Genomic DNA, 25,254 nt, shown 5'->3' with positions numbered 1-25,254 from the left:
GTCCGGGGCGCCTCCCCGGAGGGGTCGCAGGGGTGTGGGCCGGACCACAGGCCGAACGGTACTCGGCAGTAGAGTTGCTCCCGTACCCAGCACCCACACGGGCCGGGGTCCGGCCCTCCCGGGAGGACACACATGCGCATCTCGATGCCGCTCCAGTACGCGGGTGACCCCAAGGCCTCCGTCGACCGGGTGGTCGAGCTGGAGAGGGCCGGGCTCGACACCGTGTGGGTCGCCGAGGCCTACGGGTTCGACAGCCCCACCCTGATGGGGTACATCGCCGCCCGCACCGAGACCGTGGCGATCGGTTCGGCCATCCTGCCGATGTACACCCGCACTCCCACCCTCATCGCGATGACCGCCGCCGGGCTCGACGACCTCTCCGGCGGACGGGCCGTCCTCGGCCTGGGGGCCAGCGGGCCGCAGGTCGTCGAGGGCTTCCACGGCGTCCCCTACACCAGGCCCCTCGCCCGCACCCGCGAGACCATCGAGATCTGCCGCAGGGTCTGGGCGCGCGAGGACCGCCTCACCCACGACGGCTCCGTCTTCCAGATCCCGCTGCCGCCGGAGAAGGGCACCGGGCTGGGCAAGCCCCTCAAGATCATCAACCACCCCCGGCGCCCGGACATCCCCGTCCACGTGGCCTCGCTGGGCGTGAAGAACGTGGCGATGACCGCCGAGATCGCCGACGGCTGGCTCCCCCACCTGTTCATCCCCGAGAAGGCCGACCTGGTGTGGGGCGAGGCCCTGGCCGAGGGGCGGGCGAAGCGGGACCCCTCCCTGGGCGGGCTGGAGATCACCGCCGGGGGCCTGCTCGCCATCGGCGAGGACGAGGACACCCGGAAGCTGCTCGACCTCGTGCGCCCCATGATCGCGCTGTACGTCGGCGGCATGGGCGCCAAGGGGAAGAACTTCTACAACACGGTCGCCCGCCGCTACGGCTACGAGGAGGCGGCCGAGCGGATCCAGGACCTGTACCTGGACGGCAGGAAGGACGAGGCCGCCGCGGCCGTGCCCGAGGAGTTCGTGGAGCTGACCAACCTGGTCGGCCCCGAGTCCTACGTGCGCGAGCGCGTGGAGGCCTTCCGCGCCGCGGGCGTCACCCAGCTCAACGTCACCCCCGTCGGCGGCGACCCGGCCGCCCTGGTCGGGAAGGTCAAGGACTGGCTCTCCTGAGCCGCCGCCCCGGGCCGGGGCCGCGGAGAGCGCCTCCCCGCGGCCCCGACGCGCGCACGGGGTTCACAGACCGGTGATACGCAGGCCCGCGTGGGTCTTGTACCGGCGGTTGACCGCGATCAGGTTGGCGGTGAGCGCCTCGACCTGGTGGGCGTTGCGCAGACGCCCGCCGAAGACCCCGCGCACGCCGGGGATCCGCCCGGCCAGGGCGCGCACCTCGTCGGTGGCGGCGCGGTCCTCGCCCAGCACCAGGACGTCGAGGTCCACCTGCTCGACCCCGGGGTCGAGCAGCACCACCGCCGACACGTGGTGGAAGGCGGCCGTGACCCGGCTCCCCTCCAGGATCCGGGCCGCCTGCTCGGCCGCGCTGCCCTCGGCGACCTCGAGCGCGTACGGGCCCCTCTCGTCGAACCCGAGCGGGTTGACGCAGTCGACCACGATCTTGCCCGCGAGGGGTTCGACCAGGCCCTCCAGCAACTCCCTGTGCCCGTCCCACGGCACGGCGACGATGACGATGTCGCCCGCCGCGGCTGCGGCGGCGTTGTCCAGTCCGCGGACGTCGATCCGCGCGGACTCCCCCTCCACCAGCTCGCGCGCGGCCTTCTGCGCCCGCTCCGCGCTGCGGGACCCGATGACGACGGTGTGGCCCGCCAGCGCGAACCGGCGTGCCAGGCCGCGCCCCTGGTCGCCGGTCCCGCCCAGGACCGCGATGGTCTGCCCGGCGGTGTCAGCGCTCTCGGGCGTGCTCTCTTCAGTCATGGCCCGATCCTGTCAGAGGCGCCGCCGCCGGGGCCCGCGGACCCTTCACGAACCGCCGTCCGCCTCGCGCTCGTCCTGGGCGTCCCACTCCTCGTTGCGGTCGGCCGCGATCGACAGCGCCCGGGCCGCCGTGGCCTCGTCGGGGTACGGGCCCATCCTCTCCCGGTTCGGGCACCCCGCGCCGTGCTCGACCCTGTTGTGGGTCAGGCAGTACCACCAGCCGTCGTCCTGTACGTCGCTCACGCGCGTCCGCCTCCTGTCGGTCGGTCCTCGTCGCGGGTCTACCCGGAGTGGGGTGCTCCTCACACCACCGGCCGGCGCCTCGCCGACGCCGGGCGGGCGCGCCCACGAACTACAATCAGTCTCCATGACTACTCCGCTGGTGCCTGGGCGCATCTCGCCCCAACGTTCGGTTCCCCCCTCCATCGTCCGCCCGGAGTACGTCGGTCAGAAGTACCCGGTGGAGGGCGTTCTGGGCGACGTGCAGACGCCCGAGACGATCGAGCGGATGCGGGTGGCGGGCAGGATCGCGGCGCAGGCCCTGGAGGAGGTCGGCAGGCACGTCCGGCCGGGGGTGACCACGGACGAGCTGGACCGGGTCGGCCACGAGTTCCTGCTGGACCACGGGGCCTATCCCAGCACGCTCGGATACAAGGGCTACCCGAAGTCGCTGTGCTCGTCCCTCAACGAGGTGATCTGCCACGGCATCCCGGACGACACCGAGGTGTCCGACGGGGACATCGTCAACATCGACATCACCGCGTACAAGGACGGCGTGCACGGCGACACCAACGCCACCTTCCTCGCGGGGAACGTGTCGGAGGAGAACCGGCTCCTGGTCGAGCGGACCAGGGAGGCGACCATGCGCGCCGTCAAGGCGTGCCGGCCGGGCCGCCGGATCAACGTGATCGGCCGCGTCATCGAGTCGTACGCCAAGCGGTTCGGCTACGGCGTGGTCCGCGACTTCACCGGCCACGGCGTGGGACCCGAGTTCCACTCGGGCCTGGTGGTCCCGCACTACGACGACCCGCGCGCGGACACCGTGATGGTGCCGGGGATGACCTTCACGATCGAGCCGATGATCACGCTCGGCGGCGTGGAGTACGACATGTGGGACGACGGCTGGACCGCCGTCACCGCCGACCGCAGGTGGACCGCCCAGTTCGAGCACACCCTGGTGGTCACCGAGACCGGCACGGAGATCCTCACCCTGCCGTAGGCGCGCGGCGTCCACGGGCCCCGGAGCGCCGCTCCGGGGCCCGTTCGTCCTCCCGCGGCGTGCCCCGGTGCGCCGGCCCCGTCCGGCGCGCGGCCCGCGCCTCGGTGCCCCGTGCGTCGGACGCCGCGGGGCCCGGCCCCGTGTCGCAAGGGTGACCCCGCGCCTGTGGATCTCCCGCCGGGCCGGGGCGTAGTGTCGTCCGGGTGAAGATTCTCATCTCCGCCGACATGGAGGGCGCCACCGGCGTCACCTGGCCCGCCGACGTCGAACCCGGCACCGAGCAGTGGCAGCGCTGCAGGTCCATGTTCACCAGCGACGTGAACGCCGCGGTGGAGGGGCTGTTCGAGGGCGGCGCGACCGAGGTGCTCGTCAACGAGGCGCACTCCACCATGCGCAACCTCCTGCTGGAGGAGCTGAACGGCGAGGCCACCATGATCACCGGGCGCCACAAGGAGCTCTCGATGGTCGAGGGCGTGCAGTCGGGGGACTGCGACGGCGTGGTCTTCCTCGGGTACCACTGCGGCGCCGGCGACGAGGGCGTGCTCGCCCACACCTACCTGCCCAACGCGGTGACCGGTGTGTGGCTGGACGGCGAACCGGCCGGCGAGGGCCGCCTCAACGCCGCCGTCGTCGCCGAGTACGGCACCCCCGTCATCCTCGTGACGGGGGACGACCGCGCCTGCGAGGACGCCGCCTCCTACGCTCCGTTCGCACGCACGGTCGCGGTCAAGGACCACGTCAGCCGGTACGCCGCCCGCTGCCGTCCGCCCGTGCGGACCGCGCGGGACATCAGGGCGGGGGCCCGCGGCGCCATGCTGCTGGCCGGGCGGGTGGAGCCGGCCGCCCCCTCCCCCAGGGCCGTCGAGGTCGAGGTGGACTCCGCGCATCTCGCCCAGGCCGCCGCCATCGTGCCGGGCGTCACCCGCACCGGGGTCCGGCGTGTCCGGTACACCTCGCCCGACGCCTACGAGATGATCCGGTGCTTCAAGGCGGTGACCACGCTGATATCGAATGCGATGGAAGCCCACTACGGGTAGAACTGTGGCGGGGACCGCCGCCGGGTACGCGGTCGTCCCCTGTCCGCACCACCGCACCGAGAGCGAGGCCGCGCCCGTGGGCCACCCCGTCACACCCTCCCCAGACAGCACCGACGCTCTCGCCGCGGCCGGCGACGACGCCCTCCACCTGGCCCGCGAGCTCATCCGCCGCGACTCCACCAACCGCGGCGGCGGCGACGGCGACGAACGCGCCTCCGCCGAGTTCACCGCCGAGGCCCTGACGGACGCGGGGCTGGACCCGGTCCTCCTGGAAGCCGCCCCCCGGCGCTCCAACGTGGTCGCCCGCGTCCCGGGCACCGACCCCGGCGCACCCGCCCTGCTGGTCCACGGCCACCTGGACGTCGTGCCCGCCGAGGCCTCCGACTGGACCGTCCCGCCCTTCTCGGGGGAGGTCGCCGACTGCCCGGTCACGGGCGTGCCCGCCCTCTGGGGACGCGGCGCGGTGGACATGAAGAACACGATCGCCATGGTCACCGCCGTCGTACGCCACTGGGCCCGGCACGGGCTGCGGCCCCGCCGCGACATCGTTCTGGCGTTCGTCGCCGACGAGGAGGACAGCGCCGCCTACGGCGCCGACCACCTGGTGCGCGAGCACCCCGGCCTGTTCGAGGGCTGCTCCGAGGGGATCGGCGAGGGCGGCGGGGAGACCGTCCACGCCCGCGACGCGGACGGGCGCCCCGTCCGCCTCTACCCCGTGGGAGCGGCCGAGCGCGGCAGCGCCTGGCTGACCCTGCGGGCCAAGGGGACCGCGGGCCACGGCTCCCGCCCGCCCCGCGACAACGCGGTCGGCGCGCTGGCGGAGGCGATCGCCCGCATCGACCGGCACGAGTGGCCGCTGCACCTGACACCGGTCACCCGGGCGTCGATCGACGCGATCGCGTCGGCGCTGGGGGTGGACAGGACCCCCGGCGACACCGACACCGCCGAGGCCCTGGACGCGCTGGTCTCCCGGTTGGGCGTGGCCGGGGGGCTCATCGGCCCGACCACGCGCAACAGCGCGGCCCCCACCATGCTCTCGGCCGGGTACAAGGTCAACGTGGTGCCCGGGGAGGCCACCGCCGCCGTGGACGGGAGGGTCCTGCCGGGGGCCGAGGACCAGTTCGCGGTCACCATGAGCGAGCTCACCGGCGACCGCGTGTCCTGGGAGTACGCCCACGGTTCGCCCCCGGTGGACGCGCCCGTGGACTCGCCGGTGTTCGGGGCCCTGCGCTCCGCGCTGCTGGCCCACGACCCCGGCGCCCACGTGGTGCCGGTGTGCCTGGCCGGCGGCACGGACGCCAAGGTGTTCTCCCGGCTGGGCATCGACTGCTACGGCTTCTCCCCCCTGGCGCAGCCCGCCGGGCTCGACTACACCAAGCTGCTGCACGGGGTGGACGAGCGCGTCCCGGTGGACGGGCTGCGGTTCGGGGTGCGCGCGCTGGACACGTTCCTGCGCGCCTGAGCGAGCCGTCGCGACGCGGAGCGCGCGCGCCGGACATGCTGGGGGGACCCGGTCCGGCGGAGAGGGCCGGCCGGGCGCCCCGCCGGGGCGCCCGGCCCCGGACGACGGGACGGGCGGGTGCGTGCCGCGCCCGTGCGCGGTGCGGTGGGGACACGGACGACGGAGGGTGGGACGTGGGCGAAGTGACCGGGGTGGGCGAGGAGCTGGACGGGTTCGGCACCGTGGTGGAGGGGCGTCCGGATCCGGGCGGCCGGGTCTCGGGGGCGCCGTCCGGGGAGCGCCGGGGGGTGCGGGAGCTGGTCCGGCCGCCGCGCCTGCGCGAGGGCGGCCGGGTGCGCCTGGTCGCACCGTGCAGTCCCGTCCCCGCGGCGCAGCTGGACGCGGCCACGGAGGTGCTGCGCGGCTGGGGCCTGGAGGTGGGGCACGCCCCGCACGTGCGCGACCGGCACCCGCGGCTCCCCTACCTCGCCGGGGAGGACGCGACCCGGGCCGCCGACCTCCAGGAGGCCTGGTGCGACCCGGACGTGGACGCGGTGTTCTGCGTGCGCGGCGGCGACGGGGCGCACCGGACGCTGGACCTGCTGGACTTCGACGCCATGAGGCGTGCCGCGCCCAAGGCGCTGGTCGGGTTCAGCGACATCACGGCGCTGCACGAGGCGTTCGCCGTCGAGCTGGGCGTGGCGACGGTGCACGGGCCGGTGGTGGGCACCAAGTACTTCGTGGGCGACGCGGTGGCCCAGGACGAGCTGCGCACGACCCTGTTCCGCCCCGAGCACCGCACCGTGCTGACCTCGCCGGGCGCGTACGCGCTGGTGCCGGGGCGGGCCCGGGGCGTGACGTTCGGCGGGAACCTCAGCCTGCTCAACGACGGCCTGGCGACACCGCACAGCCGCCTGTCGGCCTCCGGGGGGATCCTGGTCCTGGAGGACGTCGGCGAGGACGTGGCCCGGCTCGACCGGATGCTCACCCACCTCCTGCGCACCGGGTGGATGGACGGGGTGGCCGGGGTCGCGCTGGGCACGTGGACCGACTGCCCGCCGGACCCGGGGGTGATCGCCGACCTGATGCGGGAGCGCCTGGAGCCCCTGGGGGTCCCGGTGCTGTGGGGTCTGGAGTTCGGCCACTGCGCGGCCCAGCTGACCGTCCCGCTCGGGGTACCCGCGGTGCTCGACACCGGGGCCGGCAGTCTGGAGCTGGACGTGCCCGGCCTGGCGTGACACGCGGGGCGGCCGGTGCGGCGCACCCCGCCACGGCGTCCTCCCGGCGGTGTGACAACGGTGTGACGACGGTGTGCGGGTGCGCCGGCCGCGCACCGGCCACACCGTCGAATAACTATACCGGTATTGCTATAGAACCCTGGCGCGGGGGCGTTAGACTCGTCGCATGGTTCGTGAACCGCTGACCGCAGACCAGATCGAGCGCGGCCGCCTCCTCGGCGGGCTGCTCCGGCAGGCCCGCGCCGAGCGCACGATGGTGGACGTCGCACGCCAGGCCGGGATCTCGGTCGAGACGCTGCGCAAGATCGAGGGCGGGCGCATCCCCACCCCGGCGTTCTTCACCGTCGGCTCCATCGCCGCCGCCCTCGGCCTCTCCCTCGACGACCTCCTGCGCCGGGTGCACTCCGCCGTGCCCGTCGCGGGACCCGTGCCCGAACCCGCCTCCCTGGCCGTCTGACCCCGGCCGGTCCCCGTACCTTGGACACAGGCCCGTGACCCGCGCGCTGCCGTGCCGCCCCCGGACCGCGGCGGCGGCGGGCGCGCGGGCCGCGTCAACGAGGACCACCAGGGGGAGACCATGACAGAACAGGCGCTGAGACTGGACGAGGCCGAACTCCGCGGCCTTCTGGACGGCCGCTGGGCCCGCGTCCGCGAACACGTCCGCGACACCGTCCGCGGGGATCTGTTCGCCCCCGTCCACGGCCTGTCCGTGGAGGACCACCGGGCCCGCACGCTCGCCCAGCTCAAGGCCCTGGCCAAGACGGACCTTCCCGCGTACGGCTTTCCCGAGTCCGTGGGCGGCAGCGACGACGTCGGCGCCTCCGTCGTCGGCTTCGAGATGCTGGTCGCCGACCTGTCCCTGATGGTGAAGATGGGCGTGCAGTGGGGGCTCTTCGGCGGCGCGATCCGCGCCCTGGGCACCGACCGCCACCACGCCGAGTACCTGCCCGGCGTGATGTCGGTGGAGCTTCCGGGGTGCTTCGCCATGACCGAGACCGGCCACGGGTCGGACGTCCAGCACCTGCGCACCCGGGCGGTCTACGACCCGGCCGCCGAGGAGTTCGTCGTCCACACCCCGGACGAGTCGGCGCGCAAGGACTACATCGGCAACGCGGCCCGCGACGGCCGCATGGCGGTGGTGTTCGCCCAGTTGGAGGTCGACGGCGAGGAGCAGGGCGTGCACGCCCTGATGGTCCCGATCCGGGACGGCGAGGGACGGCCCGCGCCGGGGGTGCGCATCGAGGACTGCGGGCCCAAGGCCGGGCTCAACGGCGTGGACAACGGCCGCCTGTGGTTCGACCGGGTGAGGGTGCCGCGCACCAACCTGCTCAACCGGTACGGGGACGTGGCCCCCGACGGCACCTACTCCAGCCCCATCGAGAGCAAGAACCGGCGCTTCTTCACCATGCTCGGCACGCTCATCCGGGGCCGGATCAGCGTGGCCGGCGGCGCGGGCAGCGCGGCCAAGGCCGCGCTGGCCATCGCCCTGCGCTACTCCGACACCCGCCGCCAGTTCACCCGCCCGGGCGTGGACGGCGAGCCGGAGCAGGAGGTGCGCGTCCTCGACTACCTGGCGCAGCAGCGCAAACTGCTGCCGGCGCTGGCCCGCACCTACGCCCTGCACTTCGCGCAGGAGGAGCTGGTCACCCGGCTGCACGAGCTGTCGCGGTCGGCGGAGGGCGACGACCACGCCCAGCGCGAGCTGGAGTCGCGGGCGGCGGGGCTCAAGGCGGTGGCCACCTGGCACGCCACGGCGACCATCCAGACGTGCCGGGAGGCGTGCGGGGGCGCCGGGTACCTCTCCGAGAACCGCATCCCGCAGCTCAAGGCCGACTCCGACATCTTCACCACGTTCGAGGGGGACAACACCGTCCTGCTGCAGCAGCTCACCAAGGGCCTGCTGACCAACTTCCAGGACTCGTTCGGCGACCTGGACCAGCTGGGCCTGGCCCGGTTCATGGCGGGCAAGGTGTTCGAGACGGTCATCGAGCGCACCGCCGCGCTCCCGCTGATCGACCGCCTGATCGACGCCGCGCCGGGGCGCGGCGAGGAGGCCAGCCTCTACAACCGGGGCTGGCAGCTGGAGCTCCTGGAGGACCGGGAGAAGCACGTCGTCGAGGGCCTGGCCGGGCGCCTGCGCCGGGCGCGCAAGGACGGCAGCGACGCCTTCGAGGTGTTCAACCGGGCACAGGACCACGTGCTCGCCGCGGGCCGCGCGCACATGGACCGGGTGGTCCTGGAGGCGTTCGTGGCGGGGATCGACCGCTGCGGCGACAAGGCGACCGCCAAGCTCCTCAACCGGCTGTGCGACCTGTACGTGCTGTCGGTCGTGGAGGAGGACCGCGCCTGGTTCCTGGAGCACGAGCGCCTCTCCACCGCGCGGGCCAAGGCGGTCACCCAGGCGGTGAACGACCTGTGCCGGGGCCTGCGGCCGTACGCGGTCCGGCTCGCCGACGGGTTCGGGCTGCGCGACGAGTGGCTGGCCGCTCCGATCGCGCTGGGCTCCGAGCACGCCCGCCAGGGCGACCCGCAGCCCCGGCGCGGCTGATCCGCCGTCCCGCTGCCGCGCCTCCCCGTGCCGGGACCCGTCCGGGCACGGGGAGGCGCGGGGCGGGAGTCGGTGGGATCCGCGGGGCGACGGCGCGCGGAGGATATGCCGGTCAGAGTTGAATGGCGCAGAACGCGCTGGTGAGATGAGGGGTGTGGATGTCGGCCATCCGGTTGCTGGTCCTCGGGGCGGTCCGGCTCCACGGGCGGGCGCACGGCTACCAGGTGCGCAACGACCTGGAGTTCTGGGGCGCGCACGAGTGGTCCACCGCCAAGCCCGGGTCGATCTACCACGCCCTCAAGCAGATGGCGGGGCAGGGGCTGCTGATCGCCCACGAGACGGCCCCCTCCACCGCGGGCGGTCCGCCCCGGACCGAGTACGAGGTCACGGAGCGGGGCGACGAGGAGTACTTCGCCCTGCTGCGCGCGGCGGTGTCGTCCCACCGGGCGAGGCAGGACGTCCTGTCGGCCGGTCTCGGCTTCGTCGTGGACCTGCCCCGGCAGGAGGCCCTGGACCTCCTGCGGGAGCGGGTGCGGGGCCTGGAGGGGTGGCGCGGGAGCGTGACCCAGTACTACCCGCCGGAGGAGGGGCCCGAGCAGATGGGGCACATCGGCGAGGTCATGGGCCTGTGGGCGCACTCCGCGGAGTCGGACGCCGCGTGGACGCGCGGGCTGATCGGGCGGATCGAGAGGGGTGCGTACGTCTTCGCCGGCGAGAGGGGCGAGCCCTACGCGGGGGTCCTCGCCGACGACCCCGCCCACCTGGGCGGCGAGGAGCACCGCCCCGGGGCCCCGTAGGGCGGAGCCCGCCCGCCGGTCGTTGCGCACACCCCGCCCTCCGGCCCGCACACCGTGCGGACCGGAGGGCGGGAGCCGGGACCGGGGTCCTCAGCCGCCCAGTCCGCGGAAGCGGGCCGCGGCGAGCGGGAACGCGACCGCGAGCAGCACTGCGGGCCACAGCACCGCCAGGAGCAGGGCGTTCTCCGCGGGCCAGGACGTCCCGGCGGCGCCGGGGTTGCCGAACAGTTCGCGCACGGCGGTGGCGGTGGCCGACATGGGGTTCCACTCCGCGAGCGCGCCGAGCCACCCGGGCATCGACTCCGGCGAGGCGAAGGCGCTGGAGGTGAACGCCACCGGCCAGACCAGGATCTGCACGGCCATCACCAGCCCCGGCCTGCCGACGATCATCCCGAGCCAGATCCCGCACCACAGCATCGCGAAGCGCAGCAGGAGCAGCAGCCCCACCCCGCCCAGGGCGGCGGCGAGCGAGCCGTGCCAGCGCCAGCCGATCAGGAGTCCGGCGCCGACCATGACGGCCAGTCCGACCACGGACTCCAGCATGTCCGCGACGCTGCGGCCCACCAGGAGTGCGGTCGGCGCCATCGGCATGGACCGGAAGCGGTCGACCACCCCCTTCTGGAGGTCCTGGGTGATCGCGGTCATCGTGCCCTCCAGCCCGAAGGCCATGGTGAGCACGAACATGCCCGGGACGAGGAACTCGCCGTAGTCGCCTCCCCCCGCGACCGTCATGCTGCCGCCGAGGAAGAGCGCGAACATGACCAGCATCATCACCGGGAAGGCCAGTCCGATCGCGACCCCGACCGGCCGGCGCGCCCAGCGGGCGAGCTCGCGCCGGGTCATGGTCCAGGAGTCGGCCAGCCACCAGCCGAACGCGGAGGCGGGGCCCGGCGCCCGGGAGGGGGCCGGGGGCACGGCGGACGACGTCGCGGAGCTCATGCGGACACCTTCCCGTCGTGGCCGGACCGGTCGGCGTGCGGCGCTCCGCCCGCCCGGTCGACCCGGTCGGCGGGACCGCCGGTGAGGTGCATGAACACCTCGTCCAGGGTGGGGCGGCGGACGGTGAGGTCCTCCGCCTCGATCCCGCGGTCGTGGAGCGCCCGGACCACGTGGGTGAGGGCGGCCATCCGGTCGGCGACCGGCGCGCTGACCCTGCGCGCGTCCTCGTCCGCCTCGACGGTCCCGGCCACGGCGACCTCTGCCAGGACGGCGGCGGCCCCGGGCAGTCCGGCCCGGTCGCGCAGGACGACGTCGACGCGGTCGCCGCCCACCATGGCCTTGAGCGTGTCGGCGGTGCCCTCCGCGATCACCCGGCCCCCGTCGAGCACGGAGATGCGGTCGGCGAGCTGGTCGGCCTCCTCCAGGTACTGGGTGGTGAGCAGCACGGTCGTGCCGCCCCCGACCAGTGAACGGACCGCGTTCCACACCTCGGTGCGTCCCCGCGGGTCCAGGCCGGTGGTGGGCTCGTCCAGGAAGAGGACCTCCGGGTCGACGATGAGCGAGGCGGCCAGGTCCAGGCGGCGCCGCATCCCGCCGCTGTAGGAGCCGACGGCCTTGTGTCCGGTCTCCTCCAGCCCGAACCGCTCCAGGAGGGCGTCGGCCCGAGCCGCGGCGCGGGGCCGGCCCAGGCGGTGGAGGCGGCCGAACATCTCCAGGTTCTGGCGGCCGGACAGCTCCTCGTCGACCGCCGCGTGCTGTCCGAGGAGGCCGATGCGCTTCCGCACCTCCCGGGGCCGGGCGCCGACGTCGATCCCCGCCACCTCGGCGCGGCCCCGCTCCACCCGCAACAGGGTGGCCAGGGTGCGGACGAGCGTGGTCTTCCCGGACCCGTTGGGTCCGAGCACCCCGTGCACCGTGCCGCGCGGCACGGTCATGTCGAGCCCGTCGAGGGCCCTCTTGTCTCCGTAGGTCCTGCGCAGGCCCTCGGTTCGGACCGCTGGTACGTGTTCCGTCACGGACCCTCCTATTGATCAAATTTGACTAGTTAGTTGTGCCGTGCCCGGACACGCGCGGTCGCGCCCGGCTCCTCGGACCCCGCTCCGGCCCGGCCGCGCACGACGAAGTCCGCACGCACCCGGGACACGGGAGCCTCCGGCCTCCGCGCGCCCCCGAACCCCGCGGGCGCCCCGCCCCGCTGCCGCGCGGCAGGTCCTAGACCCGGTCGGCGCCGCCGTCCTCGCCCAGCCAGGCCCGGAGGGCCTCGGCGTTGGCCAGCTCCGCCCCGACCCGCTCGCGCTCCTCGTCGGTGAGCTCGACCCCGGCGAGCATCGCCTGCCACTCCTGCGCCTTCGCCCCGTCGCCCAGGGCGACGGAGAGTTCGACCAGGGTCGCGTACGCCAGCGCCCGGTCCGCGGCCGGAGCCCCGTCGCCGTGGCGGCGCAGCGCCGAGTTCGCCCTGCGGTAGGCGGCCTCGTCGTCGTTCTTGAACTCCCGGAAGATCCGCACCTGGTCGAGCGCCCTGGCCAGCCCCTCCAGGGAGGCGGACCCGCCGTACTCCGGTTCCGCCGGCTCGTCCCGCCGGATGAAGATGACCGAGTTGCCCGAGGGGTCCATCAAGGTGAAGCGGCTCGCCCCGGGCCGGTGGCGGGTGATGCGGGGCAGTCCCCTGGCGAGGACCTTCCCGTAGGCGGCGCGCATCGCCCGCGTGAGCTCGGCGTGGTAGGGCGCGACCTCGTCGACCATCACCAGGCAGCCGCCGCTGGTCTCCAGGGCCGGGTCCAACCCCTCCGGCGCCCTGCCGAAGTGCAGGTCGAACCCGCTCCACCGGAACGCCAGGTACAGGTACGGCCTCGTCTGCTCGTAGGTGACCTCGAAGCCGAGGGCCCGGTAGAACGCCAGGGTCTCCTCCGCCGAGACACAGGGCAGCACGGGCACCGTCGTCTCGTCGGGCCGCATCCGCCCCTCCGGCTCCCCGGGTGTCCCCACCGGGTCTCGCACGACCATGGAACCCCCTTCATTAATCAAGTTTGACTACTGATCGAGGCTAGCTCCCTCCCGCGCCACTGGTCAAACTTGACTACATGGCGACGGCGCCGGACCGCGCCGATGTGCGCGGCCCGGGGCCTTCCGCCCCCAGCGATCCCTGCCTAACATGAGACGAATTCACGTTAGGTAGGTCACACGTGCGCACTCCCCCCGCGCAGCCCTCCCCCGCGTCCCGTCGGCCGGTCCCGGCCGCACCGGCCGAACCCGTCCGGCCCGTCCGCCGCCTGTGGGTGGCCGGGATCAGCCTGGCCAACCTGGGCATGTGGATGGCCTTCTTCGGCCCGCTCCAGGTCCTGCTTCCCGAGCAGGTCGGGATGATCGCCCCCGACAGCAAGGAGACCACGCTGGCCTGGGTGACCGGGATCGGCGCCGCCTGCTCGACGCTCGGCACCCCTCTTGTCGGGGCGCTGTCGGACCGCACCACCGGCAGGTTCGGACGCCGCCGTCCCTGGATCCTGGCCGGGGCCGCCCTCGGCGCCCTGGGCCTGGTGGTCCTGGGGCGGCAGGACGGCGTGCTGGGCGTCCTGCTGGGCTGGTCGTTCGTCCAGGCCGCGCTGTCCTGCCTGAACGCGACCCTGCTCGCGGCCGTCCCGGACCGCGTACCGGTCCGCCAGCGCGGCGCGGTGTCCGGATGGATCGGCATCCCCCAGTCGGCGGGTGTGGTGGTGGCGGTGCTCCTGGTGACCGTGGTGGTCACCGGGCCCGCCCCCGGCTACGCCCTGATCGGCGCGCTGACCCTCGTGTGCGCGCTGCCGTTCGCTCTGCTGGCCCCCGATCCGCCGCTGCCCCGGGAGGCGTGTCCGCCCTGGCACGAGTTCTGGCGCGGCTTCCGGGTGTCCCCTCGCCGGTACCCCGACTTCGGCTGGGCGTGGCTGACCCGTTTCCTCATGCAGACGGGCAACGCCATGTTCACCCTCTACCTGCTGTACTTCCTGCGCGACGGCGTGGGCTACGAGGAGCTGTTCCCCGGCTCGTCGGCGGCGGACGGCCTGCTGGTGCTGATCCTCGTCTACACGGCGGCGGTCGTGTCCACGACCGTGCTCGCCGGGCTGGTCTCGGACCGGATCGGCCGTCGCCGGGGACCGGTGTGCCTGTCCGGCGTCGTATCGGCGGTCCCCGCGTTCCTGCTCGCCGCGTACCCGACCTGGCCGATGAGCCTGGCGTGCGCGGTGGTGCTGGGCGTGGGCTTCGGCATCTACCTGTCCGTGGACAACGCGCTGGTCACCGAGGTCCTGCCGACGGCAGGGGGCCGGGCCAAGGACCTGGGGATCGTCAACATCGCCAGTGCCGGTCCGCAGGTGCTCGCCCCCGCCGTCGCCGGGCCGATCGTCGTCCACCTGGGCGGATACCCGGTCCTGTACACCGTGTGCGGTCTGCTCACGCTGTTGGGCGCCGTGCTGGTCTGGCGGATCAGGGGGGTCGCCTGACCTCCCCCTCGATCCCCGTGAACCCCGTGAACCCCGTCGCAACCGCGTACGCACGAAAGGCAGGTCCGTCCATGTCGTCACCGTTCCTGTGGGGGGTGGCCTCCTCCGCCTTCCAGATCGAGGGTGCCCTGGCCGAGGACGGGCGCGCCGCGTCCGTCTGGGACACCTTCGCCCAGAGGCCCGGCGCGATCCGCGACGGCCACAGCCCCGCCGCGGCCTGCGACCACTACCGCCGCTGGGAGGAGGACGTGGACCTGCTGGACCGGCTGGGCGTGAACGCCTACCGGTTCTCGATCGCCTGGCCCCGGGTGGTGCCGCGGGGGCGCGGAGCCGTGAACCGGGCCGGGCTGGACTTCTACGACCGGCTCGTGGACGCCCTGCTGGCCCGGGGCATCACACCGGTGCCGACCCTGTTCCACTGGGACCTGCCGCAGGCGCTGGAGGACGGGGGCGGGTGGAGGTCGCGCGACACCGCGTACGCCTTCGCCGAGTACGCGGCGGTCGCCGCCGACCGCCTCGGCGACCGCGTGGGGCGGTGGATCACCCTCAACGAACCCGTGGTGCACATGGCCTACGGGCACGCGTTCGGCGTGCACGCCCCCGGCCTGACCCTGGACGTGCCCGACGTCCTGGGCGTGGCCCACCACCTGCTGCTCGCGCACGGGCTCGCCGCCCGGGAGCTGCGCTCGCGCGGGCTGGAGGCCCTGCTCACCAACAACTACTCCCCCGTCGCGCCCGCCACCGGGTCCGCGGCCGACGCCGACGCCGCCGGCGCCTACGACGCCCTGCACAACCGGCTGTTCACCGACCCGGTGCTGACCGGCGCCCACCCGGACCTGTCGGCGTTCGGGGCGAAGGAGGTCCCCGGGGTGCGCGACGGGGACATGGAACTGGTCCTGGGCAGCGTGGACGGGATCGGCGTCAACTACTACAACCCGAGCGTGGTCGCCGCTCCCGGTCCGGGGTCGGGCCTGCCGTTCGACTTCGGCGAGGTCCCCGGGGCGCCGACGACGGCGTTCGGCTGGCCGGTGGTGCCCGAGGGGCTCGGGCGCACGCTCGACCTGCTGGTGGAGCGCTACGGCGACGCGCTGCCGCCCCTCTACGTCACCGAGAACGGGGCCTCCTACGCCGACGCCGTCGCCCCCGACGGGCGGGTGGCGGACCCCGAGCGGATCGCCTACCTGGAGGGGCACGTGGGTGCGGTCGAGGCGGCGCGCGGGCGCGGCGTCGACGTGCGCGGGTACTTCGCGTGGACGCTCACGGACAACTTCGAGTGGGCCGAGGGCTACCACCAGCGCTTCGGGCTCGTGCGCGTGGACCACGCGACGCAGGTCCGCACGCCGAAGGACTCCTTCGCCTGGTACCGGGACCTCATCGCCTCGCGTACCGGCGCCTGAGCGCCCCCGGGCCTCCCGCCCCGGCCCCGCACCGGGGGCGGGGCGGGCGCCGTGTCAGTGCCGCCGCGCTCCCCGGGTCCGGCCCCTGGTGTCAGGGGTGTGGCGCAAGAGCCAGAGGAGCAGGAGGAGAACCGAGAGGGCGATCACCGCCGTCGAGGCCGAGAAGAGGGCCGCCTGTTTCCAGGTCTCGTCGAACAGGAAGAAGCGGACGGGCCACTGGAAGAGGGCCGTGAACAGGGCCACCGGCAGGGCCCGGAGGACACGGCCCCTCAGGGTGGACCAGGGGAAGGAGGGCTCGGCCGCGCCGCTCCGGGGGATGCGGCGGAAGGGGGCGGGCGGCGGGGTCAGTCCCTGACGGCGTCGAGCGTGCCGCTGTCCACGCGGTCCGGGGCCTCCTCGCCGCGCAGGCGCGCGGGCTCCCACCACCACCAGTGCGTCTCGGGCACCCAGTCGGGCACCTCCTCCTCGCTGACCGGGCTCGCGCTCCCCGCCACCCCGGCGAGGGCCTCGTCGATGCGCGGGATGGCGTCCAGGTCCACGGGTCGGAGGAACTCCTGCCAGGGCACGAACTCGTCGCCGAGCAGCTGGAGCATGGACCGGCGCCAGCAGGCCGGGCGGTACCCCTCGTGGCGGCCGTTCTCGGCCGCCGTCTGGCTGCGCACCACGTACAGGCTGAGCCGGTCGGGGTTGTTGCCGCTCACCAGCAGTCCGGCCAGGGTGGCGTTGAAGCGGCGTCCCGCCGGGGACTCCCGCTCGGACCGCGACGTCGCGCGGTACAGGTCGAAGAGCGCCGCGAAGGCGGTGTCCACCAGGGAATCGCGGTCCCTGCGCCGTGCGGCGCTCTCCGCGAACGCGTCCGCGGCCCGCCTGGCCAGGCCGGGGAGGTCTCTGCCCGGATCCGCGCTCACCAGTCACACCGCCTTGTCCTGTCGGGGGCCCGGCTGCCGGGGGCGGCCGGCCGGGGCTCTCTCGTCCTGTCGGGGCCGTGCCCGACGGGGTTCGATCATAATCTCCCTCCGTGCCGGGCCGGAAGCGGATTCAGTCCGGCGCGCCGCGCAGCTCCGCGTCGAGCACGCGCGCCCACCGGCGCACGATCCGGCGGCGGCGCGGGCCGTCGTCGGCGAGGAGGTTGGCGAGCCCGAGTCCGCGGGCCAGGTCGAGGGTGGCCTGGACCGTCTCACGGACCCCGGGCGCCGACTCGTCGGCGCCCAGCAGGTCCACGGCGGCCCGGTGGACCTCGCGGCCCATCTGCTCCTCCATGGGGAGGATGCGCTCGCGCAGGACGGGGTCGCTGGCGGCCGCGGCCCACAGCTGGAGTGCGGCCTGGAAGTCCATTCCGCTGAACGCGTCCACGACCATCTGCACGACGGCCTCGGTGCGCCCCGGTCCCTCGGGCACGGCGGCGGCGCCGCGCCTGAGCTCCTCCCCGCGGTTGTCGAGCATGTACCGCAGGGCCGCGAGGAACAGGTCCTCCCGGGTGGGGAAGTGGTGCTGGGCGGCCCCCCTGGACACTCCCGCGCGTTCGGCGACCGCGCCCACGGTGGCCCCGGCCGCGCCCCGCTCGGCCAGGCAGGCCACGGCGGCGTCGAGCAGCCGGGCCCGGGTGGCCCGGCTGCGTTCCTGCCTCGGCTCGCGGCCGGCTCCGGTGTCCACGGTCGCGTCCCCTCGCTGCGCTGGGCGGTTCCCGGGCCGGTGCGGCGGACGGGATCCCGCGTCCGGCCGCCGGACCGGGCGCGGGGACGCGCCGACGGTCCGCCGGCCGCCGTTCAGTACGACTTGGGCAGGCCGAGGGACTGCTGGGCCACGTAGTTGAGGACCATCTCCCGGCTGACCGGGGCGATGCGCGCCAGGCGGGCGGCGGCGATCGCCGACCCCAGCCCGTACTCGCTCGCCAGCCCGTTGCCGCCGAGGGTCTGCACGGCCTGGTCGACCGCGCGCACGCACGCCTCGGCGGCGGCGTACTTGGCCATGTTGGCCGCCTCGCCCGCCCCCGCGTCGTCGCCGGAATCGTAGCGGAGCGCCGCGTGCTGGGTCATCAGGCGTGCCTGCTCCAGTTCGATCTTGACCTGGGCGAGGGGATGCGCGAGCCCCTGGTGGGCGCCGATGGGCCTGTCCCCCCACACGGTGCGCTCCTTGGCGTAGGCGACGGCCTTGTCGAGGGCGTGCCGCGCGCTCCCGGCGGCCAGGGACGCGGCCATGATGCGTTCGGGGTTGAGGCCGGCGAACAGCTGGAGGAGCCCGGCCTCGGGGTCTCCGACCAGGGCGTCGCCGGGCAGGCGCACGTCGTCCATGAACAGCTGGAACTGGTGGTCGGGGCTGACCAGGTCCATCTCGATCCGCCTGGCCTCGAACCCGGGGGCGCCGGTGGGGACGGCGAAGAGGGCGGCCGACAGGGTGCCGGAGCCCTCGTCCCGGATCCGGGCGACCACGAGGACGGCGTCGGCGACGTCCACGCCGGAGATGAAGGTCTTGCGGCCGGAGAGCACCCACCCGTCGCCGTCGCGGCGGGCGGTGGTGGTGATGCGGTGGGAGTTGGACCCCGCGTCGGGCTCGGTGATGGCGAAGGCCATGATGGTCCTGCCCGTGGCCAGGCCCGGGAGCCACCGGCGCCGCTGGTCGGGGGTGCCGAAGCGGGCCAGGACGGTGCCGCAGATCGCCGGGGAGACCACCATCATGAGGGTGGGGCACCCGGCTGCGCTCAGCTCCTCCAGGACGGCGGCGAGGTCGCCGATGCCGCCCCCTCCGCCCCCGTACTCCTCGGGGATGTTGACGCCCAGGTAGCCGAGTTCTCCGGCCTCGCGCCACAGCTCGGTGAGGTACTCGCCCTCCCCTGCCCTGGCCCTGTAGTAGCCGGACCCGTATCCGGCGGCGAAGTCGGCCACGACTGCGCGCAGCTCGACGCGTTCGGCGGGTTCGTTGAAGGTCATGGCACCGGTCACGGGTGGGGCCCTTCGTAGTCGAGTACGGCGAGGGGCGCCCCTGCGGGGACCCTCTGGCCCGCCGCGACCGGGATCTCCCGGACGGCACCGGCGGCGGGTGCTGTGATGCGGTGCTCCATCTTCATGGCCTCGATGCGCAGCAGGGTCTGCCCCTCGGCGACCCGGTCCCCCTCGCGGACGTCCACGGCGACGACGGTGCCGGGCATCGGCGCGGGCAGGGCGCCGGGGTCGACCGCGGCCTCGGGTTCGGGGAGGGGGTCGACGGGGGTGAGGGTGACGGAACCGAGCGAGGACTCGACGTGGACGTCGGGGTCGCCCCCGTAGGTGTGGACGGTGAGGGCGCGGCGCAGGCCGTCGGCCTCCAGGACGACGAGGCCGGGGGCCGCGGAGAGGACGCGCACGCCGGGCTGTTCGGGCTCGTAGGCGCCCCGGACGGTCCGGTAGGCGGTGGTGATCCGGCGGCCTCCGCCGCCCCCGGCGGTGTGGACCCGGGTGTGGGCCCGGGAGGGGAGGTTGCGCCAGTTGGCGGGGATCCCCGCGGGGAGCGGGCTGCCGGGCCCCGGGTTCGGGGCGGCGCCGCCGACGCCCCCCGGCACGGCCCGGGGGGAGCGGGCCGCCTCGGCGGCGGCCAGGGAGGCGGCGAGCGCGGCGAGGCGTTCGGCGGGCGGGTCGGCGAGGGGCTGGGCGAGCGCCGTGAGCCGGTCGGCGCCGAGGTAGCCGGTGTGGAGCCCGTCCGGGTGCTCGTCGGCGGCCCCGAACGCGGGGTGGCGGAGCACCCGGACGAGCAGGTCGCGGTTGGTCCCCACCCCGTGGACGCGGGCTCCGGCCAGGGCGGAGGCCAGGCGGCGGACCGCGTCGCGGCGGTCGCGGCCGTGGGCGACGACCTTGGCGAGCAGGGGGTCGAAGTCGGCGCCGACGGTGTCGCCCGGCTCGACCCCGCTGTCCAGGCGCACGCCGTGCCCGTCGGGGTTCGTGAACCGGGCGGTCGCGTCGGGCACGTCGAAGGCCCGCAGGGTCCCGGTGCGGGGCCGCCAGCCTTCGCGGGGGTCCTCGGCGTACAGCCGCGCCTCGACGGCGTGGCCGCGCGGCGCGGGCGGGCCGCCCCCGGGCAGGGCCCCGCCCTCGGCGATCCGGATCTGCCACTCGACCAGGTCCAGCCCGGTGACGCACTCGGTGACGGGGTGTTCGACCTGGAGGCGGGTGTTCATCTCCAGGAAGACGGGGTCGCCGAGGGCGCCGCCGCCGACGGGGACGAGGAACTCGGCGGTCCCGGCCCCGGTGTAGCCGATGGCGCGGGCCAGGGCCCGCGCCGCCTCGTGCAGCCGTTCGCGCAGGCCATCGGGGAGGCCGGGGGCCGGCGTCTCCTCGACGACCTTCTGGTGCCGGCGCTGGACGGAGCAGTCGCGCTCCCCCAGCGCCCAGACGGCGCCGTGGGAGTCGGCGAGGACCTGGACCTCGACGTGGCGCCCGCGGCGGACGTAGGGCTCGCAGAACACGGCCGGGTCGCCGAACGCCGACGCGGCCTCCGCCCGGGCTGCGGCGGCCTCGGCCGGGAGGTCGGCGAGGTCGTGGACGACCCGCATACCGCGTCCGCCTCCCCCGGAGACGGCCTTGACCAGGACGGGCAGGTGTTCGGGGCGCACGTCCCCCGGGTCGAGGGCGTCGGCGACGGGCACCCCCGCCTCGCGGGCGATCCGCTTGGCGAGGGTCTTGGCTCCCATGCGCTCGACCGCGTCGGCGGAGGGTCCCACCCAGGTGAGCCCGGCCCCGGTGACGGCGCGCGCGAACCCTGGGTTCTCGGACAGGAACCCGTAGCCGGGGTGAACGGCGTCCGCCCCCGCGGAGCGCGCGGCGCGGACCAGGGCGTGCGGGTCGAGGTAGGCGTCGACGGGGCTCCCGCCGCCGGGGACCGGCAGGCGCACCGCCGTGTCCGCCTCGGACACGTGCGCGACGCCCTCCTCCCCGGGTGCGTGGACCGCGACGGTCCCGATGCCCATGGTGCGGCAGGTGCGGAAGACCCGGCGGGCGATCTCGCCGCGGTTGGCGACGAGGAGGCGGTTGACGGGGCGGGGCGGGGTGTGGTTCATGGTCTGTGGCTCACATCCGGAAGACGCCGAAGCGGTCGGTGCCGCGCACGGGCGCGTTGTGGGCGTGGGACAGGCACAGGCCCAGGACGGTGCGCGTGTCCCGGGGGTCGATGACCCCGTCGTCGTAGACCCGGCCGGAGAGGAACAGGGGGAGCGACTCGGCCTCGATCTGGTTCTCGACCATCTCGCGGACGGCGGCGTCCCGCTCCTCGTCGTAGGGGCGCCCCCGCGCGGCCGCGGACCGGCGGGCGACGGTGGACAGGACCTCGGCGAGCTGCCTGGGCCCCATGACGGCGGAGCGCGCGCTGGGCCAGGCGAACAGGAACCGGGGGTCGTAGGCCCTGCCGCACATCCCGTAGTGGCCCGCGCCGTAGGAGGCGCCGATGAGCACCGAGAAGTGGGGCACGGTGCTGTTGGAGACGGCGTTGATCATCATGGAGCCGTGCTTGATGATGCCGCCCTGCTCGTACTCCCGGCCGACCATGTAGCCGGTGGTGTTGTGCAGGAACACGAGCGGGGTGTCGGCGCGGTTGGCCAGCTGGATGAACTGGGTGGCCTTGTGCGCCTCGGCGCTGAAGAGCACGCCGTTGTCGTTGGCGAGGACGCCGACGGGGTAGCCGTGCAGCTCGGCCCAGCCGGTGACGAGCCCGCTGCCGTAGGCGGGCTTGAACTCGTCGAACTCCGAGCCGTCCACGATCCGGGCGAGGACCTCGCGCGGATCGACCGGCACCTTGAGGTCGGGCGGCATGACGCCGAGCAGGTCCTCTGCGGGGTGGAGGGGCTCCGCGGCGGCCCCTCGCGGGGCGGGCCCCTGTTTGCGGTGGTTGAGCCGGGCGACGATCCTCCGTCCGAGGCGCAGGGCGTCGTGCTCGTCCTCGGCGAGGTGGTCGGCGAGTCCGGAGACCTCGGCGTGCATGCGGGCTCCGCCCAGGGACTCGTCGTCGCTGTCCTCGCCGGTGGCCGCCTTGACGAGCGGCGGCCCGCCGAGGAACACCTTGGCGCGGTCGCGGACCATGACCACGTGGTCGCTCATGCCGGGGACGTAGGCGCCGCCCGCGGTGGAGTTGCCGAACACCAGCGCGACGGTGGGGATCCCGGCCGCGGAGAGGCGCGTCAGGTCGCGGAAGGTCCGTCCGCCCGGGACGAAGATCTCCTTCTGCGTGGGCAGGTCGGCGCCGCCGGACTCGACCAGGCTGATCATCGGCATGCGGTTCTGCTCGGCGATCTCGGCGGCCCGCGCCGACTTCCGCAGCGTCCACGGGTTGCTGGAGCCGCCGCGGACGGTGGGGTCGTTGGCGACGACGACGCACTCGACGCCGGAGACCACCCCGACACCGGTGACGACACTCGCGCCGACGTGGAAGTCGCTCCCCCAGGCGGCCAGGGGGGACAGCTCCAGGAAGGGGCTGCCCTCGTCCAGGAGGAGTTCGATCCGCTCCCGGGGCAGCAGCTTGCCCCGGGAGCGGTGGCGTTCGACGTACTTCTCCCCGCCTCCGGCCAGGGCCCTGGCGTGTTCGGCGCCGATCTCGGCGAGCTTGGCGAGCATGGCCTCGCGGGCCTCGGCGAACGCGGGCGAGGCGGGGTCGAGCCGGGTTCCCAGGACGCTCACGGCCGCTCCGTCCCCGGCGGGGGCCGGTGCGCTCGGCGGGGCCCGGGGAGGGCGGGGGTCGGGGCGTTCACTGCCGTGCCACCTCCGGGAGGAGCTTCTCGGGGATCAGGGTCCTGCGCGCCCGCAGCCACTCCCCCAGCCCCTTGGCCTGCGGGTCCGGGCCCTCGCGCCGGGCGCTGCCGGGGGCGAGCATGCCCTCGATCCAGAAGTTGGCCGCGCGCAGGTTGGGCAGCAGGTGGCGGGTGACCACGAGGCCGGCGGTCTCGGGCAGCAGCTCGCGCAGCAGGGGGACGGTGAGGGTGTGGGCGAGCCAGCGCCAGGCGTCGTCGTCGGCCGCCCACACGCCGAGGTTGGCGTCGGCGCCCTTGTCCCCGCTGCGCGCCCCCACGACCAGGCCGAGCGGCGCCTCGCGCAGCGTCCCCTCCGGGAGGGGCGGGGGGAGCGGGGGTTCGGGGACCTCGGCCGGCCGCCGGGTCCGGGGGGCGGGGGCGACGGACACCCGGGCCCCGTCGGGGAGGATGGCGGTGTGCTCCACCTCGTCGGCGGGCACGAGCACGTGCGTGGCGGCGACGCCGTCCGGGCGCGCGTCGCGCGGCGGCGAGGTGAGGTGGAAACCGGCGTACCCGGCCAGGGCCAGCTCGACGGCGGCCGCCCCGAAGGCCCTGCCGACCCTGGACGCGTCGTGGTCGCGCGCGGTCACCCGCAGCCGCGCGGTGGCGGCGTCCTGGGTGGGCCCGTGCGGGTCCTCGGCGGGAACGAACTCGAAGCGCAGGTCCTCGGGGCGGCGGTGGGCGAGCGCGGCGCGCATCTGCCGTTCGGCGAGCGCCGCCTTGTCCTCGGCGTCCAGCCCGGTGATCAGGAACTCGACGTCGTTGCGGAACCCGGTGAGGCCGGTCAGCCCCACCTTGAGCTCGGCGGGCGGTCGCTCGCCGCGCGTGCCGCTGATCCGGACCCGGTCGGGGCCCTCCCGGGTGAGCCGGACGGTGTCCAGGCGCGTGGTGACGTCGGGCCCGGGATAGCGGGCGCCCGCGATCTCGTAGACGAGCTGGGCGGTGACGGTCCCGGTGGTGACCGCTCCCCCGGTGCCGGGGTGCTTGGTGACGACCGCGCTGCCGTCGGCGCCGATCTCGGCGATCGGGAAGCCGGGGCGGTCCAGGTCGTGCCCCTCGCGGAGGAGGGCGGCCGCGTGGGCGTAGTTGCCGCCGGTGGCCTGGGCCCCGCACTCGATGACGTGCCCGGCGACCGTGGCCCCGGCGAGCGCGTCGAGGTCGTCCGGGGTCCACCCGAAGTGGGAGACGGCGGGCCCGACGGTCAGGGAGGCGTCGGTGACCCGTCCGGTGACGACGATGTCGGCCCCGGCGTCCAGGCAGGCGGCGATCCCGAAGGCGCCCAGGTAGGCGTTGGCGGTCAGGGGGCTGCCGAGGTCGAGCTCCTCCGCCCGGTGGAGGAGGTCGTCGCCCGTGACGCAGGCGATGCGGGGGGCGAGGCCGAGCCCGTCGGCGAGCTCGGTGAGCCTGTCGGCCAGGCCCCGGGGGTTGAGGCCGCCGGCGTTGGTGACCACCCTGACGCGGCGTTCCGTGATCAGGGTCAGGCAGTCCCGCATCTGGCCGAGGAAGGTCCTGGCGTAGCCGCGCCCCGGGTCGGCGAGCTGGTCGCGGCCGAGGATGGCCATGGTGAGTTCGGCCAGGTAGTCGCCGGTGAGGACGTCCACCGGGCCGCCCGTGAGCATCTCGTGGACGGCGGCGAAGCGGTCCCCGTAGAAACCGGAGGCGTTCGCGACCCACAGGGGGGACGTAGCGGTCATGGACACGAGGGTGACACCGGACACACCGAAAAACAAGCGTGGGTGATTGTTCTTCCCGGGCGGGCCGTGTGTCACGCCGTGGCCGGAACCGGCCACGGAGGGTGGGTTGCAGACCGGGGGAGCGGGCACGCGCGCGGGGTAGTTTGGCGCGGTGAGTACCTCCCCTGAAGACACGAACCCCACCGACGAGACCCCCGGCGCGGCGGCCGAGGAAACGAGGGCCGCGGGCGACACCGGGGCGGGCAACGCCTTCCTCGAAGGAACCCCGGTCGGCCCGCCCCCCACCCCGGGCGGGCTCTTCGCCGCCGAGACCTTCAGCGTCATCGGCCTGCTGCTGTTCGCCCTCACCACCGTCCACACCCGGCTGTTCGAGCTCTTCAGCTGGTTCTTCCTCAGCGGCGCGGCCCCGTCGCACAGCGCCCAGCAGGCGGCCGTGCTCTCGGCCGAGGTCGCCGTCGCGGGCGGCCTGAGCGCCCTGTCCGTGCTCGCCGCGGCCGTGGCCCTGTTCCGCGGCGGCGCCGCCACCCGGGCGTGGAGCCGCTGGTGCGCGGCCGCCACCGTCGTCGTGGGCAGCCTGATGCTGATCGTCTCCGTGCTGACCTTCGCCGGCCTGCCCTCCGGGTCCTGAGCCCGGAGCCCTCCGGGGTCGGGGCCTTTGATTGCCCCGGTGGTCGGGGTCGCGCGGTCGCGCCCTCCCGCACCCCAACTGGTCCCGCCCCTGAGGCGACGCACCCCGCTCAGGGTCTGAGCGGGCAGCGCGGGTCCTACGGCCGACCCGCGCGTTCCTGCCCGGG

General features: G+C 74.8%; 23 protein-coding genes. 11 read left to right on the top strand and 12 right to left on the bottom strand.

Going from position 1 to position 25,254, the window contains the following annotated elements:
• Nucleotides 1-132 precede the first annotated feature (132 nt).
• Nucleotides 133-1,173 (top strand): LLM class F420-dependent oxidoreductase, encoded by a 1,041-nt coding sequence (locus OUQ99_RS08225; protein ID WP_267948831.1) that lies wholly within the window; start codon nucleotides 133-135, stop codon nucleotides 1,171-1,173.
• Between the two features lie 63 nt (nucleotides 1,174-1,236).
• On the opposite strand, the gene npdG is transcribed toward OUQ99_RS08225, so the two are convergent.
• Nucleotides 1,237-1,932: an NADPH-dependent F420 reductase gene (npdG, locus tag OUQ99_RS08220; protein WP_267948830.1), complete on the bottom strand. Its 696-nt coding sequence runs from the start codon at nucleotides 1,930-1,932 to the stop codon at nucleotides 1,237-1,239.
• Nucleotides 1,933-1,977: 45 nt separating this feature from the next.
• The gene (locus OUQ99_RS08215) at nucleotides 1,978-2,175 is read right to left on the bottom strand and encodes a hypothetical protein (protein ID WP_267948829.1); all 198 of its coding nucleotides are present in this window, start codon (nucleotides 2,173-2,175) and stop codon (nucleotides 1,978-1,980) included.
• Nucleotides 2,176-2,299: 124 nt separating this feature from the next.
• On the opposite strand from OUQ99_RS08215, the gene map reads away from it, so the two are divergent.
• The 7 genes from map to OUQ99_RS08180 all read left to right on the top strand — a co-directional run bounded on the left by map (nucleotide 2,300) and on the right by OUQ99_RS08180 (nucleotide 10,212).
• On the top strand, nucleotides 2,300-3,151 hold the full coding sequence (gene map / locus OUQ99_RS08210; RefSeq protein ID WP_267948828.1) for a type I methionyl aminopeptidase: 852 nt from the start codon (nucleotides 2,300-2,302) through the stop codon (nucleotides 3,149-3,151).
• Between the two features lie 203 nt (nucleotides 3,152-3,354).
• The gene (locus OUQ99_RS08205; protein WP_267948827.1) at nucleotides 3,355-4,188 is read left to right on the top strand and encodes a M55 family metallopeptidase; all 834 of its coding nucleotides are present in this window, start codon (nucleotides 3,355-3,357) and stop codon (nucleotides 4,186-4,188) included.
• Nucleotides 4,189-4,264: 76 nt separating this feature from the next.
• A complete protein-coding gene (locus OUQ99_RS08200; protein WP_267950297.1) occupies nucleotides 4,265-5,650 on the top strand; it encodes a M20/M25/M40 family metallo-hydrolase in 1,386 nt (461 codons plus the stop codon).
• A 287-nt stretch (nucleotides 5,651-5,937) separates the two neighbouring features.
• Nucleotides 5,938-6,867, top strand: a complete 930-nt coding sequence (locus OUQ99_RS08195; RefSeq protein WP_267950296.1) for a S66 peptidase family protein — start codon at nucleotides 5,938-5,940, stop codon at nucleotides 6,865-6,867.
• Nucleotides 6,868-7,033: 166 nt separating this feature from the next.
• Nucleotides 7,034-7,324 (top strand): helix-turn-helix domain-containing protein, encoded by a 291-nt coding sequence (locus tag OUQ99_RS08190; RefSeq protein ID WP_267948826.1) that lies wholly within the window; start codon nucleotides 7,034-7,036, stop codon nucleotides 7,322-7,324.
• A 120-nt stretch (nucleotides 7,325-7,444) separates the two neighbouring features.
• Nucleotides 7,445-9,415: an acyl-CoA dehydrogenase gene (locus OUQ99_RS08185; protein ID WP_267948825.1), complete on the top strand. Its 1,971-nt coding sequence runs from the start codon at nucleotides 7,445-7,447 to the stop codon at nucleotides 9,413-9,415.
• 158 nt (nucleotides 9,416-9,573) lie between these two features.
• Nucleotides 9,574-10,212 carry a PadR family transcriptional regulator gene (locus OUQ99_RS08180; RefSeq protein WP_267948824.1) on the top strand — a complete coding sequence of 213 codons (639 nt, stop codon included), beginning with the start codon at nucleotides 9,574-9,576 and terminating at the stop codon, nucleotides 10,210-10,212.
• 90 nt (nucleotides 10,213-10,302) lie between these two features.
• Here OUQ99_RS08180 and OUQ99_RS08175 read toward each other — a convergent pair whose 3' ends face one another.
• The 3 genes from OUQ99_RS08175 to OUQ99_RS08165 all read right to left on the bottom strand — a co-directional run bounded on the left by OUQ99_RS08175 (nucleotide 10,303) and on the right by OUQ99_RS08165 (nucleotide 13,155).
• Nucleotides 10,303-11,151 carry an ABC transporter permease gene (locus OUQ99_RS08175; RefSeq protein ID WP_267948823.1) on the bottom strand — a complete coding sequence of 283 codons (849 nt, stop codon included), beginning with the start codon at nucleotides 11,149-11,151 and terminating at the stop codon, nucleotides 10,303-10,305.
• Nucleotides 11,148-12,167 carry an ATP-binding cassette domain-containing protein gene (locus OUQ99_RS08170; protein ID WP_267948822.1) on the bottom strand — a complete coding sequence of 340 codons (1,020 nt, stop codon included), beginning with the start codon at nucleotides 12,165-12,167 and terminating at the stop codon, nucleotides 11,148-11,150. The genes OUQ99_RS08175 and OUQ99_RS08170 overlap by 4 nt, the downstream gene beginning before the upstream one ends.
• A 196-nt stretch (nucleotides 12,168-12,363) precedes the next feature.
• A complete protein-coding gene (locus OUQ99_RS08165) occupies nucleotides 12,364-13,155 on the bottom strand; it encodes a glyoxalase (protein ID WP_267948821.1) in 792 nt (263 codons plus the stop codon).
• 179 nt (nucleotides 13,156-13,334) lie between these two features.
• On the opposite strand from OUQ99_RS08165, the gene OUQ99_RS08160 reads away from it, so the two are divergent.
• Together OUQ99_RS08160 and OUQ99_RS08155 are read left to right on the top strand one after the other, a co-directional pair.
• Nucleotides 13,335-14,624, top strand: a complete 1,290-nt coding sequence (locus OUQ99_RS08160) for an MFS transporter (RefSeq protein ID WP_267948820.1) — start codon at nucleotides 13,335-13,337, stop codon at nucleotides 14,622-14,624.
• Nucleotides 14,625-14,695: 71 nt separating this feature from the next.
• On the top strand, nucleotides 14,696-16,021 hold the full coding sequence (locus tag OUQ99_RS08155) for a GH1 family beta-glucosidase (RefSeq protein ID WP_267948819.1): 1,326 nt from the start codon (nucleotides 14,696-14,698) through the stop codon (nucleotides 16,019-16,021).
• Nucleotides 16,022-16,075: 54 nt separating this feature from the next.
• Here OUQ99_RS08155 and OUQ99_RS08150 read toward each other — a convergent pair whose 3' ends face one another.
• The 7 genes from OUQ99_RS08150 to OUQ99_RS08120 all read right to left on the bottom strand — a co-directional run bounded on the left by OUQ99_RS08150 (nucleotide 16,076) and on the right by OUQ99_RS08120 (nucleotide 24,460).
• Nucleotides 16,076-16,264 carry a hypothetical protein gene (locus OUQ99_RS08150; RefSeq protein WP_267948818.1) on the bottom strand — a complete coding sequence of 63 codons (189 nt, stop codon included), beginning with the start codon at nucleotides 16,262-16,264 and terminating at the stop codon, nucleotides 16,076-16,078.
• Between the two features lie 101 nt (nucleotides 16,265-16,365).
• Nucleotides 16,366-16,929 (bottom strand): hypothetical protein, encoded by a 564-nt coding sequence (locus OUQ99_RS08145; RefSeq protein ID WP_267948817.1) that lies wholly within the window; start codon nucleotides 16,927-16,929, stop codon nucleotides 16,366-16,368.
• A gap of 130 nt (nucleotides 16,930-17,059) precedes the next feature.
• Complete coding sequence (locus tag OUQ99_RS08140; protein ID WP_267948816.1) at nucleotides 17,060-17,674, bottom strand: TetR/AcrR family transcriptional regulator; 615 nt, start codon at nucleotides 17,672-17,674, stop codon at nucleotides 17,060-17,062.
• A gap of 113 nt (nucleotides 17,675-17,787) precedes the next feature.
• The gene (locus OUQ99_RS08135; protein ID WP_267948815.1) at nucleotides 17,788-18,960 is read right to left on the bottom strand and encodes an acyl-CoA dehydrogenase family protein; all 1,173 of its coding nucleotides are present in this window, start codon (nucleotides 18,958-18,960) and stop codon (nucleotides 17,788-17,790) included.
• Nucleotides 18,957-21,047 (bottom strand): biotin carboxylase N-terminal domain-containing protein, encoded by a 2,091-nt coding sequence (locus tag OUQ99_RS08130; RefSeq protein ID WP_267948814.1) that lies wholly within the window; start codon nucleotides 21,045-21,047, stop codon nucleotides 18,957-18,959. Before OUQ99_RS08130 ends, OUQ99_RS08135 begins: the two co-directional genes overlap by 4 nt.
• Nucleotides 21,048-21,057: 10 nt before the next feature.
• The gene (locus OUQ99_RS08125; RefSeq protein ID WP_267948813.1) at nucleotides 21,058-22,656 is read right to left on the bottom strand and encodes an acyl-CoA carboxylase subunit beta; all 1,599 of its coding nucleotides are present in this window, start codon (nucleotides 22,654-22,656) and stop codon (nucleotides 21,058-21,060) included.
• A 67-nt stretch (nucleotides 22,657-22,723) separates the two neighbouring features.
• A complete protein-coding gene (locus OUQ99_RS08120; RefSeq protein WP_267948812.1) occupies nucleotides 22,724-24,460 on the bottom strand; it encodes an acyclic terpene utilization AtuA family protein in 1,737 nt (578 codons plus the stop codon).
• 151 nt (nucleotides 24,461-24,611) lie between these two features.
• Between OUQ99_RS08120 and OUQ99_RS08115 the strand changes: the two genes are divergently transcribed.
• Nucleotides 24,612-25,088 carry a hypothetical protein gene (locus OUQ99_RS08115; RefSeq protein ID WP_267948811.1) on the top strand — a complete coding sequence of 159 codons (477 nt, stop codon included), beginning with the start codon at nucleotides 24,612-24,614 and terminating at the stop codon, nucleotides 25,086-25,088.
• Nucleotides 25,089-25,254 lie beyond the last annotated feature (166 nt).

The sequence above is a fragment of the Streptomonospora nanhaiensis genome (assembly GCF_026642255.1).
GTDB lineage: Bacteria > Actinomycetota > Actinomycetes > Streptosporangiales > Streptosporangiaceae > Nocardiopsis > Nocardiopsis tropica.
The sequence above is the reverse complement of the archived record's forward strand: the minus strand, read 5'-3'. Positions and strand labels throughout refer to the sequence as shown.

Coding starts and splice junctions, on each gene's coding strand:
- OUQ99_RS08180 (WP_267948824.1), top strand. CDS start 9,574: ATGTCGGCCATCCGGTTGCTGGTCCTCGGGGCGGTCCGGCTCCACGGG.
- OUQ99_RS08155 (WP_267948819.1), top strand. CDS start 14,696: ATGTCGTCACCGTTCCTGTGGGGGGTGGCCTCCTCCGCCTTCCAGATC.
- OUQ99_RS08165 (WP_267948821.1), bottom strand. CDS start 13,155: ATGGTCGTGCGAGACCCGGTGGGGACACCCGGGGAGCCGGAGGGGCGG.
- OUQ99_RS08175 (WP_267948823.1), bottom strand. CDS start 11,151: ATGAGCTCCGCGACGTCGTCCGCCGTGCCCCCGGCCCCCTCCCGGGCG.
- OUQ99_RS08190 (WP_267948826.1), top strand. CDS start 7,034: ATGGTTCGTGAACCGCTGACCGCAGACCAGATCGAGCGCGGCCGCCTC.
- npdG (WP_267948830.1), bottom strand. CDS start 1,932: ATGACTGAAGAGAGCACGCCCGAGAGCGCTGACACCGCCGGGCAGACC.
- OUQ99_RS08120 (WP_267948812.1), bottom strand. CDS start 24,460: ATGACCGCTACGTCCCCCCTGTGGGTCGCGAACGCCTCCGGTTTCTAC.
- OUQ99_RS08185 (WP_267948825.1), top strand. CDS start 7,445: ATGACAGAACAGGCGCTGAGACTGGACGAGGCCGAACTCCGCGGCCTT.
- OUQ99_RS08225 (WP_267948831.1), top strand. CDS start 133: ATGCGCATCTCGATGCCGCTCCAGTACGCGGGTGACCCCAAGGCCTCC.
- OUQ99_RS08130 (WP_267948814.1), bottom strand. CDS start 21,047: ATGAACCACACCCCGCCCCGCCCCGTCAACCGCCTCCTCGTCGCCAAC.
- map (WP_267948828.1), top strand. CDS start 2,300: ATGACTACTCCGCTGGTGCCTGGGCGCATCTCGCCCCAACGTTCGGTT.